Consider the following 12,110-nt stretch of genomic DNA (forward strand, 5'->3'; position numbering starts at 1 on the left):
GTTTGTGTGAATGAGGACAAGTGTTATGGGTAAGAATGTCGTAGTCCTGGGCACCCAATGGGGTGATGAGGGCAAAGGCAAGATCGTTGATCTGCTGACCGAACACGCTACCGCCGTGGTCCGTTATCAAGGCGGACACAACGCTGGTCACACGTTGGTCATCGACGGTGAAAAAACCGTATTGCACCTGATCCCATCCGGTGTGCTGCGCGCAGGCGTGCAGTGCCTGATCGGCAATGGTGTAGTGGTTGCGCCTGACGCTCTAATGCGAGAAATCATCAAGCTTGAAGAAAAGGGTATTCCAGTACGTGAACGTCTGCGTATCAGCCCTTCTTGCCCGTTGATTCTGTCTTACCACGTCGCGCTGGACCAGGCGCGTGAGAAAGCTCGCGGAGAACTGAAGATCGGTACCACCGGTCGCGGTATCGGCCCGGCTTATGAAGACAAAGTAGCGCGTCGCGGTCTGCGCATCGGCGATCTATTCCATCGTGAGCGGTTCGCCGCGAAATTGGGCGAGCTGCTCGATTACCACAACTTTGTTCTGGTTAATTACTACAAAGAGCCTGCCATCGACTTCCAGAAAACACTCGACGAGTGCATGGAATACGCTGAGCTGCTCAAGCCGATGATGCTCGACGTCACTGCTGCGCTGCATGAAATGCGCCGCGAAGGCAAAGACATCATGTTCGAAGGTGCCCAAGGATCGCTGCTGGATATCGACCACGGTACCTATCCTTACGTGACCAGCTCGAACACCACCGCCGGCGGCATCGCCACCGGTTCGGGTTTCGGCCCGATGTACCTCGACTACATCCTCGGTATCACCAAGGCTTACACCACACGTGTTGGCTCAGGTCCATTCCCGACTGAACTGTTTGACGACGTTGGTGCGTTTCTGGCAAAGCGTGGGCACGAGTTTGGTGCAACTACTGGCCGTGCGCGCCGGTGCGGTTGGTTCGATGCGGTTATCCTGCGTCGCGCTATCGAGATCAACAGCATCTCCGGTCTTTGCCTGACCAAGCTGGATGTGCTCGACGGTCTGGAAACCATCAACATCTGCGTGGGTTATCAGAACGAGAACGGTGCCGTTATTGACGCCCCGACCGACGCCGACAGCTACATCGGCTTGGTGCCCGTGTACGAAGAAATGCCAGGCTGGACCGAATCGACCGTGGGTGCCAAGACCTTGGAAGAGCTTCCAGCGAACGCTCGGGCTTACATCAAGCGCGTAGAAGAACTGGTCGGCGCGCCGATTGACATTATTTCGACAGGCCCGGATCGAAACGAAACCATCGTGTTGCGTCATCCGTTTGCCTGATAAGTCGTTGAAAGATATACAAAGGGTCGCTCATGCGGCCCTTTGTTATTCTGGGGTCAAGGCGATGGCAAAGATGGGATTAAGGCTTGCCTTGAAAAACTACAATGGTGCCTTGCCTGAAAACTTTGAGAAGCCCGGCCGTCGCGTGCTGGAAGAAGGGCTGCATGACTCACGGGTTACGATTGATCGGTGGCTGAGAGTTCCTTCGCCTTATGGTTGTTTTATTATCGTGGGAGGACGGTGAGACCCAGTCAGATGACCCTAGTCGATGCCATGAAACTGACGTTGCGGCGCTATGAGGGCATAAGGCATTTTTCGATTGATAATAGCAATTTGCTACGTTTTCGATGTCTGGAAAACTATCGCTTCATCAGTCAGGTGGCCCGCATCCGGTTCTATATCCAAGAATCAGCGATTTCGGCTTCAATGCTGTAGTCGTGCCTGTAGGCGACCGATTGAAAGTGGTACTCAGGGGCGCAAATAACGATCAGCTGTTCACTGTGCCCGAGCGAGTGCTGCAGAGGGTACGAGAAAGGGCGGGGCGCTTCGAGCTTGAACTGAATCTAATCAAAGGGCGGCCTCACTGGATCGTGAATGGCTGCATGCCAGAGGAGGATTGATTCGTCTGTCATTCCTGCACCCTGCCGCATTGGGCGTGGCATAACGAGATCGAGACGGCGGTGCTACCTTCGCGGCCCACAGGCACCCATCCACCGAATAGCTAGAAATTATGACCTGCGCAGAAAAGTTGTGCCTCCATGGCTAGCATTCAGCGAGTCAAAGCGACCGCTCATCGAAATAACGGCGGCGCAACGTTTATTGCATGCTGGCTTGAACGTTGAATCGTCGGTGGCGGAGGGCCGCACTTATATTAATTCTCTAGCAGTTTCGTCCTATTCATTTTGCCCCGCACGGAAACAGTCGAAGAAGTCGGTTGGTCGCGAGAGTGTTTATAGGAGATGAAGGTTTTCCGCCTGTCATGCTAGCCGGTAATACCAATGACGTAGAGGACACAGCCATTTTGAGGTGGCGATTCCATAAATGCGCCAGCGTTTATTTCCGGAAGGCGCGACAACATGTCCAACTACGCTTAAGAACGCTCCGACGGCAACCTAGTGAAAGGTGTGCTCGACGGCTGATGTTAGCCGTTGGTTGAGTGCTAAATATATTGTTCATCCGTTTAAACATGGCTGTTAATGTGTTGTTAAGTTTATAGGCAGATGTGTGATTCATAGGTAATTATGAAAGAAATTTCCTACGAGCATAGTTTCTAAGGTGCAACAGTGTAATCGGTTATTAGCTTTAAGCAACTGGTCAAAACTTGTTGGTTTGCAGGCCCGAAACAAAATGAAATTAAAATATTAGTTTGACATGGTCATCGTTGCCTGCAAAAACTATGGGTGTTGCGCAACAGAACTTACTCCAATAAATTGCTATAAAAAGGATAATGAAAATGGAATCTATGATTAATGATGCAGTTTTTGAACTTGAGCTGGACGCTGAAACAGCGGAGAAATTCTCCGCTATCCTTAACGATGAAAGCTTGATGCATGCTGGTTTTGTGGCGCATCAGTCGAACAACAACACGCTAATGCTGCCTGAAGATTTGAAAGTCGCAGCATAAAAAAACGGGAGGGAAGGGGTTCCCTCCTGTTTTTATAGTGCCAGGCAGAGTGCTTGTTTATACTTCTCATTACTCCGGGTGTAATTTTTATGCAAAGGCTAAGTTCGAGCCTTCGTCGCCGCAGTGCCGAAGAGACTTTAAAAAGTATTGGAGATTTAGCCCTTCGCTTGGGTGTTACTCGAGTGACCGACACAACTTGGCTGGATCGCATTGGTATTCCGGTGTTTGCGAGTATACGGCCCGATGCCTCGAAAGGCTCATTGTGCGTCAATGCTGGTAAGGGCCTTCGACAAGCAGAAGCAAAAATAGGTGCTTACATGGAGGCTATAGAGTTTAGCCTTGCGCAATATAACACTGCGCAACTGCCATTAGTAAAGACGACGCCGAGGGAGCTCATTGAGAGCCACAAAGAGCGAATAGCGTTCAATCAGTTTTGTATGTTGTTTGGCTTCTCTGTCGAGCCTGACTCGCCCATCATGGCCATTGAAGTGGAAGACGTACTGCTTAAGCAAAAGGTGCTTGCACCCGCCGAGCTAGTATTCATTCCCTATACCGAAAACCCCGGGCAACGACTCTTCGGGGAAAGCTCCAGTGGGCTGGCTTCAGGCAATGATTTGGTAGAAGCATCAGTGCACGCTATCTGCGAACTCATGGAGCGCGATGTTCAAGCTTTTAATCACATGGATGACCGCTCCTGCCTCGTCAATCTGGGCCACAGCAGTTCAGAAGCAGCCGAACTGATCACTAAGATAAACGATGCAGGATTAACCCTATCAGTTCGTTACACTGAGAACTGCTTTGGTCTGGCCTATTTTCAGGCGTTTATCATGGAAGAGTCCGCCCAAGCGCCCATCTCAGTGGCTACGGGATCAGGATTGCATCCCGTCAAGGAAATCGCCTTGATCCGGGCCATTTGCGAGGCGGCCCAAAGTCGTTTAAGTCACATCCACGGAGGTCGGGACGACATTATCGAGCGCGTTAAGTACTTTGAAAAGACGGGCCGTTCGGTCGAGCTTCATGCCATCTCACGCTTGCGTTCCGTGGCCACCTCTCGGAACCAGATGATTGATTATTCGTCTATCGATTGCCATGAAGCCGCAATACCTACGATCGAATCGGCTTGGGATCTGCTCATCGAACGCTTAAAGAGTATCGGGCTCGGTACCGTACTAAGGGTTTTGCTCAGTAAAACTACCGACAACATCAGCGTGGTCAGGATCATTATTCCGGGGCTTGAAGCTTTTGAGCCTGGTTTAAAAAGGGTTGGCCCGAGGTTGCTTACGCATGTCAAACAAAGCGCTTGAAGTATGCACGCTGTTTGCAGGTCCCTCTCTGCAAGGAATAGACAGCCAGTTACTGTCCTGTGGCAACGTGGTGTTAAGACCGCCCGTTAAACGCGGCGATATCGAACGCTTAGTAGCACAATTGCCTCCGTCAAACCTCGCAATTGTCGATGGCGTATTCCATGCACACCCTGCCGTCGGCCATGCCGAAATACTGAATGCCCTTCGCGCGGGTTGGCATATTTGGGGACTGTCATCCATGGGAGCTATACGCGCTTGTGAAATGAATACGCTGGGAATGAGAGGCTTCGGTGAAGTATATCGACAATTCGTCAACGATCCGGATATGGCTGACGACGAGGTGACCCTGATACATCAAGCAGAAGTACCTTTTCTTTCAATCAGCGAGCCACTCATTCATATTCGGCAGTTTTTAAGGTGTTGGACGATCCAAGAGATTATTACGGAGGTACAAGAACAACACGTACTTCATAATCTTAAAAATAGGTGGTTCGGACATCGAACGCTTGAATGTTTAAAAGAAGCCCTGCTGGCACTACCGGTCGCTGCGAAAGAAATAGATAATGCATTAAAAAACTTCTCTGTTTACAGAATAAAGAATCTTGATTTGATAGATTTTCTCAAATTACAACCATGGATGAGGTCGGTAAAATAAATGTCGCCATCAGAAGTACTGTTTGAAATAGACGGTTTGCCCTTCGTGAACCAATCATTCAATAGCAAAAAGCTTTTAACGCTTGTTGCCGTTGTACGTAAAAATATCGAAGGCGGTGGGTTGCCTCTGGGCACCTATCTACAACCAAACATTATATCAGCTCTATACAATCGGCACGTAGAAGGCGCGCCCGCGTTCCCGCCTCATCAAGAGTTTGGCAACGCTGAATATTTCATGCTTGCCGAAGCGAAAAATAATATCAAAGCCTTGTTTCCAGAATGGAACAGTCTATTGGACCTGCCGATTAAGTTTCATAAATTGTTGAGTCAAGAGATCAGCCTAACCAATCCCCTGCTGCCGCAACAAATGTTCCTGGCCGAAGCCGCTTTTACAAGCATTGCAGACCTTGAGGAGTTACTTGTGCATGAACTGTCCCATATCTGGTCCAGTTTGATAGCCGAAATTTACGACTTCCAGGTTAAAGGCAGCTCGAACAATTACATACTTCCATCCGGTACCGGCGGCAAAAATCCTAGGGGAGTGCTGCTGGCCTGTCTGTTTGCGGTCAGTGCTGTGAATTACCACCAGCGTTTATTGGTCAGCGGCTCTGTGCGATCTCGTCCCGAGCGACTCAAACACCTACACCAATATTTTCTCAAAAGCCTAGCGACTCTCCAAGCTTCGGTCGAACTGTCCGAAATGGGAAAATTGATCACCTCCCGGCTGGATGCGTTCTCCAGCGAACTTACAACTGACTATTTTCAAGGATGACCCCATGGTAGTCGTTCACTTTCCCCGACAGTTTTTGCCATATACCGACCACCATAAAACACACGCCACAGAAGGGCTGTGCGTCTGCGATGTACTGAATAATCTGACGGCGCGGTTTCCAGACCTGATTGGCCCGGTCTTCTCCGAGGATCTTTACCCGTTGCCATTCGTAGGGCTGTTTGTCGACGGAATGCCGGTGAGCAGTGAGCATGACCGTTTTCGTCCCCTAGAGAGTAACGCGAAATTAATTTTGATAAACGCAGTGGCAGGTGGATGACATGGAGTGCGACCTGAAACCGGACTTTTCCCGATATGCCCGACAAATCATCCTCAGCGAGGTTGGCGCACAGGGGCAGCGGCGTCTCAAGGATAGTCGGGTGCTGGTGGTTGGCGCTGGGGGGCTGGGCTGCCCTGTACTCCTATATTTGGCGGGTGCTGGCGTCGGAACACTCGGCATCGTTGATGGTGACGTTGTCGATGTAAGCAATTTGCACCGACAAATTCTCTATACAGTTTCCGATGTAGGCGAGCTAAAGGTCCTGGCAGCCAAGCGCCGCATCAACCAGATGAACCCGGACATCATTGTTCACACCCTAGCCAAGATGCTGAACCCGGACAATATTCTGTCGCTGCTGCCGCAATACGACATCGTCGTCGATGCAACTGATAACTTCTGCGCGAAATACCTCATCAGTGACGCCTGTCTTGAGTGCGGTAAGCCGATGATCTATGCCTCAATAAGTCAGTTTGAGGGGCAGGTATCGGTGTTTAATTACTTCGACCATTTCACTCAACAATGGGGGCCGTGCTTCCGGGATCTGTTTGAAACGCCGCCGCCCCCGCACCTTACGCAAAGCTGCTCAGAAGCGGGTGTCCTTGGCGTTATACCTGGCTTGATCGGTTGCTTTCAGGCCAATGAAGTGCTCAAGCTGATCCTGCGTGTCGGGGAGCCTTTGAGCGGCCGGGTTTTGTCAGTCGACTGCCTAGACAACAGTTTCCACCTATTAAAGATCAACAAAAAAACACGAGACTTGCCCTCGGCGGGAACGCTTGGAGCCATAACTACAGCAGCATGGAGCGACAGCAACTCGTTGTCACCCGACACGCTCCATCACTGGATAGCCATACAAGCATCATTTCAATTGGTGGATGTGCGCGACGTCAGCGAGCATCAGCAGGGCTCGCTAGGCGGAAGACTTATTCCGCTCAAAGACATCATCACGCGCCAAGATGAGCTCAATACTACCTGCCGAATCGTTTTCTACTGCAAGTCGGGCGCGCGGAGCAAGGCAGCGTTGCTGGCAGTTCGCAGCATCAACCCAGACGCTAAACTCTATAGCCTTGAGGGTGGCATAGACCGGTATTCGGCGATCTATCCCGATGAATGCCTCCCTGTCGTTTCCTAAGTGCTACTGCCTACTTAGTTGCCTTATACGGATCAAAGGTACTTTAATGAGTGGAAATTTTTTAGGCATCATCTGGGACTTTCCCGATAACGACCGGCGTCTGCTGAAAGTGCAATTCAGCTTTTTGCTCATGGTTCTCGGAGGAAGGTGTAATCAACTGGCGGTTGCTTGGTGGGCCTTGCAGGAAACCGGCTCTGCGCTCTACTTCGCCAACATGATTGCCTGTTCCATAGCTGCGGAGGTGTTAGCCAAACCTTTGCTGGGTTGGCTAGGTGACAAGTACAACAAAGTTTTGATTATCAAGCTGGCTTCATGGATCAGTCTGCTGACAGTGTTATTGATGGTTATGCTGTCTGCCACAGAAACGTTCAATCCATGGGCGGTGGGTGCGCTAATGATGATCAGCAGTGCGATTGTCGGTGTGCGCGATCCTCTTCAGGCGTCGATCATTCCTTTGTTTGCAGGCGACGATAAAGTCTTTTTGGCTTTTCGGACCAAAAGCGTGATGTCGTCCTTTTCCATTTTGCTGGGGCCGATCCTAGCAAGCGGGTTGATTTACGGGGGCGGTGTCACGTTCGCCTTTGCGGCCGATTTTTTTGCGATTCTCGTCGCCACAGCATTGATCGCTACTATACCGAGTCGGCTTGGTGCCCCTGGCCAGGCTGAAACAACCTCGGGTGCCGACGGTTTCAGCATGATCTATTCCGGCTTCAAAGTGGTTTACGGGGTCAAGGTTGAGTTTTATTTGGCCATCGTTGCAATGCTCATCAACTTCGCTTTGTTTCCGTTTTTCACCATTCTGATCCCGCTTTACGTAAAGGATGTTATTCAGTACCCAGTCACTTACATCGGTTTGTTGGATTCGTGTTTCGGGCTGGGCATTCTGGCAGGTAGTTACAAGATCATTGGCTGGTTATCTGGCCGGATTCCTCGTGACGTATGTGTCTCGGCAGGCTTTGCATTGTTGGGGTGTAACTTGGTGGTGGTTGGCACCGTGTCATCGTCGTTAATTGTTCCTGCGGCCTTCTTCTTGGGTGGAGTCGGTCTGATGTTGATCAACATCCCCACCTCTGCTGTGAGGTTACTGGCTACGCCCAAGTTTCATCGGAACCGGATTTTCGCCACGGTTTCATTTCTGTCTGCGGCCGCCAGCCCCTTGGGTAGTTTCGCGATGAATACGTTGATCGACAATCTGGGAGTCGCACTAACAATCACTTCACTGGGCATCATGGTGCTAATGCTTTCTCTGTTGGTTTTCTTGGTGCCCGACTTCAAAATGTTCATGCGTTCTCTAGATATGCAGCTCAATGATGCCTACTTACATAAGTACCCTGAAGCGTTTGCGCATTGACGCGCCGCACTCTTACACGCGGAGTTGATTCCACTATGCAAGATCCTAAGGATCGATCTGAATCTGTTCGGCATGAACAGATTTTCTGCGGCCAATATTATGACGACATGGGATGTACAGGTTTTTTGGGGGATCCGTCCAAGGATCAAATCTCGGTTCTAATGCTTGGGCTTTCAGATGGCGTAGCGTTGGCGCCGATTGCAGCCAGCACCAGGGTAGTCAGCTTGGTGGCAGTTGATATGGACGAGACTGCATTCGTGCGCAGCTTCGAAAATCGGAACCGACTTGCAGCGCATATTACCTTTGAAAGCGTAGTGGCTGATGCCGCACACTTTCTGGTCGTCACCCCCGATCGGTACGACGTCATTATCGTCGATCTTTATACCCAAAGCGGTTATGCCCCGGTCATGTTTGATCGCGTGTTCCATCAGCTATTGAAAAGCCGGCTTAATCCCCTCGGTCACGTGGTGCTGAACGGTTTTGGCGTTCTCATGAACCTCGACCCGTTCAACGGCCCCACGCCTCAAGCTTGGCTTGCCCACTGCCTGAGCGATAGTTGGGGCGACATTCATTACTTGCCCCACCGACGCAATGCAACGTTCATTATTGGCCCTCCGATATCAAAGACACTGCGCACAAAACCTGCGATGGAGTTTTTATGCTCTAGCGACCGGCTGTTTATGGACATCATGAGCCTTCGCCTGCGCTACCTGATACCTGCGGACATCCGGCATCCGCCGCTAGCAGCCCCGGCACTAGACTTCGTCGGCATTGACCTGGAGGTACGAAAGCGCTGGGTGGATTCGTTGCCTGCATTGTCTGCGTTGCTTCCGGCCTCGCACAAGCTGAACAAACCCAAGGACCTTCTTGTATTACTGGATGACCCGGCCGCTTGCCTAGCGCTACAAGAGCTATTAATTAAGGATAAGACGTCGTTGCGTACTACGCTGGCGTTGCTAATCGCAGGTGAAGTTAACTTCTCTGACCGCGATATGTCATGGCTCTCTGACTGGGTCGTCTCGACATTAGAGAGCAGCGTCGAGATCCATCCACAAGACTGGCTTGATGGCTTGCTCCCGTATGCGTATGGCGCTATTACTCATAAAACGCGGGGAGATATATCAAAGTTAGAGAGTTTTCGACGGGCGTTAGCCCGATTGTCAGCGAGCCATTATCAACAGCATCTCCGGTCTTTGCCTGACCAAGCTGAATGTGCTCGACGGTCTGGAAACCATCAACATCTGCGTGGGTTATCAGAACGAAAACGGCGCCGTCATTGACGCCCCGACCGACGCCGACAGCTACATCGGCTTGGTGCCCGTGTACGAAGAAATGCCAGGCTGGACCGAATCGACCGTGGGTGCCAAGACCTTGGAAGAGCTTCCAGCGAACGCTCGGGCTTACATCAAGCGCGTAGAAGAACTGGTCGGCGCGCCGATTGACATTATTTCGACAGGTCCGGATCGAAACGAAACCATCGTGTTGCGTCATCCGTTTGCCTGATAAGTCGTTGAAAGATATACAAAGGGTCGCTTATGCGGCCCTTTGTTTTTGAGTGATGTGATGGGTGCTGGAGCGGCACGGCACTTGCTGTGAATTCTATTATTAAAGAACGCCATCATTTTAATGGCGTCTGCAGTAGGGGAATTCCACCATGTCGGCCGTCCTTTCTCTTTTGCGGAGTCGCTTGTTGCGACCCGTGTTCATCGCCCTTGGCGTTGCCCTTTTGGTGCAGGTGGTTGTGGCAGTTGCCCTGACCCGGAGCACCGTTACTGCGCTTGAAGCCGATTTAGCGATCCGTCTAGGTGCTGATTCGCAAAACCTTACTGCTCAGTTAGAGCAGGCAAGTAGCGAAGTGACCTCCAGTCTCGACGCCCTTTCCTCCAGCACTCGCCAACGCCTAAGCGCTGGACTGTCGTCGCGTCTTAAAGACGAACAGGTGCAGTTGCGCGGCACCCTCGAAAAAGATTTGCATGATTCGGCAAACGACATGGCTCAATTGCTGGCGGCAGTCGCCCCGCGCGCCATGTGGGATAACGACACGCCAACATTGTCGGAGTTCGCCCGCCGGGCTCAGCGAAACCCCAATGTATTGTTCGTGGTTTATAACGACGCACAGGGTGAGCATCTGACCCGCTACTTGAATCGCGATAACCCGCAGATCAAGGCCTTGCTGGCCAAAGGCGAGGGCGATAGGCCTATCGATAAAGTCCTGAACGCTGCCCAGCATGACTCGTCGGTTTACTACGTCGAAGCGTCGATCAGTCCGAACGGTGTGGAAATCGGCAAAGTGGTGATGGGTGTCACCACCTCCACGGTAGAGACCAATTTGGCGGCGTTGGACACGCGGTTCTCGGCTTTAATTGTGGGTGCCGAGCAGTTAGTGTCTGACAGCTTGGTGAACGCAGCGGCGGACAGTTCGAAAGCATTACGCACGCGTTTGCAGTCGGCACAATCCGCCGCATCGGCAATGGCCGCCAATACCAGCAGCACTGTCCAGGAAGCAGCAGCTACGTTGCGCTGGCGCATAGGCTTGGGGCTGGCGCTGGTCGGGTTGGGCGTGCTGCTGCTATTAGCTGTGGTGCTCGGTCGTCGGGTTGTAAGTAAATTGCATCTACTGATCGCGGCGCTGAACGATCTTGCGGCCGGAGAGGGTGATCTGACCAAGCGTGTTCAGCTAAGCAGCAACGACGAAATTGGTGACATGGCGGCGGCGGTCAATCGCTTCGTCGACAAGTTGCAGCCCATTGTGCGCGAGGCGGGCGATGTCGCTCAGCTCACGGGTGTAGAAATTGGTGCATTGAGCCGTCGCAATGCCGGTGCTGGTGCAGCAGCAGAGTCTCAGCGTGATGAGGTGGCTGCCAGCCTACAAGCCCTTTCGCAGATGGCCGATGAAGCTCAGGCAGAAAGTCAGGCCATGCAATCGGCTTTGCAGCAGGTGGTAGGAATTCGTCAGGCCACCGACGAAAACACCCGGACGTCTGCGCAGGTTGGCGGATTGATTGAGGCACTAGCGAGCCAAGTCGACACCGGGGCCAAGGTCATCGAGCGATTGGCGCAGCAGAGCGAACAAATTGAAGTGGTACTCACGGTCATTCATGGAATTGCGGAACAAACGAACTTATTGGCGCTGAACGCAGCCATTGAAGCGGCCCGCGCAGGTGAGACAGGTCGTGGTTTTGCAGTCGTAGCTGATGAGGTTCGCGCACTGGCGAGTAAGACGCAACGCTCTACGGGTGATATTCAAGCGCACATTGGTGCATTGCAGCAGGGTGCTAAAGAGGCGGTTGCGGCTATTGGTTTAGCGGGGCGCCAAGCGAACGAGGGGTTGGCGGTGCTGCGAGACAGCGCAAAGCTGCAATTGTCGGTACAAGCCTCGGTCGAGCAAGTACATGCAGCCATTGGGCTGGCAACGCAGGCAGCTGAGCATCAGGCGCAGGGTGCGCAAGCGGTAAGAGGGCGGGTCGAAGTAATTCATGCTCAGGCACAGCGCGCAGCGCAAGCGGTGGTCGAAACGACGGCCAGTGGCAAGGTGTTGGATGGCTTGGCTGCGCAACTGAAGGCGAGCCTTGGGCAATTTCGCGCCTAAAAGAGCGTAACGAAACAAAGAGAAGGGGGGTGTTAGGGGCTCTCTTTCTCTGCGCTCTCTGCGGTGTGAAAGTTTGATATAGCGTCTCAAAC

General features: G+C 52.1%; 10 protein-coding genes and 1 pseudogene. 10 read left to right on the forward strand and 1 reads right to left on the reverse strand.

Annotated elements, in window-relative coordinates; all coding sequences use genetic code 11:
• Window positions 1–25 precede the first annotated feature (25 nt).
• The 5 genes from QN378_RS02400 (at window position 26) to QN378_RS02420 (ending at window position 5,672) form a co-directional block, all read left to right on the forward strand.
• Window positions 26–1,318 (forward strand): adenylosuccinate synthase, encoded by a 1,293-nt coding sequence (locus QN378_RS02400; protein WP_322206555.1) that lies wholly within the window; start codon window positions 26–28, stop codon window positions 1,316–1,318.
• Between the two features lie 1,453 nt (window positions 1,319–2,771).
• Window positions 2,772–2,942: a hypothetical protein gene (locus QN378_RS02405; protein ID WP_323549841.1), complete on the forward strand. Its 171-nt coding sequence runs from the start codon at window positions 2,772–2,774 to the stop codon at window positions 2,940–2,942.
• A gap of 53 nt (window positions 2,943–2,995) precedes the next feature.
• A complete protein-coding gene (locus QN378_RS02410) occupies window positions 2,996–4,246 on the forward strand; it encodes a YcaO-like family protein (protein ID WP_323549843.1) in 1,251 nt (416 codons plus the stop codon).
• Entirely contained in the window at window positions 4,227–4,901 is a 675-nt protein-coding gene (locus QN378_RS02415; protein ID WP_323549844.1) for a TfuA-like protein, read from the forward strand. Before QN378_RS02410 ends, QN378_RS02415 begins: the two co-directional genes overlap by 20 nt.
• Complete coding sequence (locus QN378_RS02420; protein WP_323549845.1) at window positions 4,902–5,672, forward strand: hypothetical protein; 771 nt, start codon at window positions 4,902–4,904, stop codon at window positions 5,670–5,672.
• Here QN378_RS02420 and QN378_RS02425 read toward each other — a convergent pair.
• Window positions 5,647–5,883 (reverse strand): hypothetical protein, encoded by a 237-nt coding sequence (locus tag QN378_RS02425; protein ID WP_323549847.1) that lies wholly within the window; start codon window positions 5,881–5,883, stop codon window positions 5,647–5,649. The two genes, QN378_RS02420 and QN378_RS02425, sit on opposite strands and share 26 nt — an antisense overlap.
• 67 nt (window positions 5,884–5,950) lie before the next feature.
• Between QN378_RS02425 and QN378_RS02430 the strand changes: the two genes are divergently transcribed.
• The 5 genes and pseudogenes from QN378_RS02430 (at window position 5,951) to QN378_RS02450 (ending at window position 12,018) form a co-directional block, all read left to right on the forward strand.
• Entirely contained in the window at window positions 5,951–7,078 is a 1,128-nt protein-coding gene (locus QN378_RS02430; RefSeq protein WP_323549848.1) for a HesA/MoeB/ThiF family protein, read from the forward strand.
• Between the two features lie 46 nt (window positions 7,079–7,124).
• Window positions 7,125–8,429 (forward strand): MFS transporter, encoded by a 1,305-nt coding sequence (locus QN378_RS02435; protein ID WP_323549850.1) that lies wholly within the window; start codon window positions 7,125–7,127, stop codon window positions 8,427–8,429.
• Window positions 8,430–8,590: 161 nt separating this feature from the next.
• Complete coding sequence (locus QN378_RS02440) at window positions 8,591–9,709, forward strand: hypothetical protein (RefSeq protein ID WP_323550520.1); 1,119 nt, start codon at window positions 8,591–8,593, stop codon at window positions 9,707–9,709.
• A pseudogene (locus QN378_RS02445) lies at window positions 9,591–9,932 on the forward strand (adenylosuccinate synthetase); the annotation flags it as partial. The gene QN378_RS02440 and the pseudogene QN378_RS02445, both read left to right, overlap by 119 nt.
• 151 nt (window positions 9,933–10,083) lie before the next feature.
• Complete coding sequence (locus QN378_RS02450; RefSeq protein WP_322206556.1) at window positions 10,084–12,018, forward strand: methyl-accepting chemotaxis protein; 1,935 nt, start codon at window positions 10,084–10,086, stop codon at window positions 12,016–12,018.
• Window positions 12,019–12,110: the final 92 nt, after the last annotated feature.

The sequence above is a fragment of the Pseudomonas sp. 10S5 genome, from assembly GCF_035019745.1.
Classification (GTDB): domain Bacteria; phylum Pseudomonadota; class Gammaproteobacteria; order Pseudomonadales; family Pseudomonadaceae; genus Aquipseudomonas.

Bases quoted from the DNA above. Each gene is read 5' to 3' on its own strand.
- QN378_RS02400 (WP_322206555.1), top strand. From the start codon at position 26: ATGGGTAAGAATGTCGTAGTCCTGGGCACCCAATGGGGTGATGAGGGC.
- QN378_RS02405 (WP_323549841.1), top strand. From the start codon at position 2,772: ATGGAATCTATGATTAATGATGCAGTTTTTGAACTTGAGCTGGACGCT.
- QN378_RS02415 (WP_323549844.1), top strand. From the start codon at position 4,227: ATGTCAAACAAAGCGCTTGAAGTATGCACGCTGTTTGCAGGTCCCTCT.
- QN378_RS02420 (WP_323549845.1), top strand. From the start codon at position 4,902: ATGTCGCCATCAGAAGTACTGTTTGAAATAGACGGTTTGCCCTTCGTG.
- QN378_RS02425 (WP_323549847.1), bottom strand. From the start codon at position 5,883: ATGCTCACTGCTCACCGGCATTCCGTCGACAAACAGCCCTACGAATGG.
- QN378_RS02430 (WP_323549848.1), top strand. From the start codon at position 5,951: ATGGAGTGCGACCTGAAACCGGACTTTTCCCGATATGCCCGACAAATC.
- QN378_RS02435 (WP_323549850.1), top strand. From the start codon at position 7,125: ATGAGTGGAAATTTTTTAGGCATCATCTGGGACTTTCCCGATAACGAC.
- QN378_RS02440 (WP_323550520.1), top strand. From the start codon at position 8,591: ATGCTTGGGCTTTCAGATGGCGTAGCGTTGGCGCCGATTGCAGCCAGC.
- QN378_RS02450 (WP_322206556.1), top strand. From the start codon at position 10,084: ATGTCGGCCGTCCTTTCTCTTTTGCGGAGTCGCTTGTTGCGACCCGTG.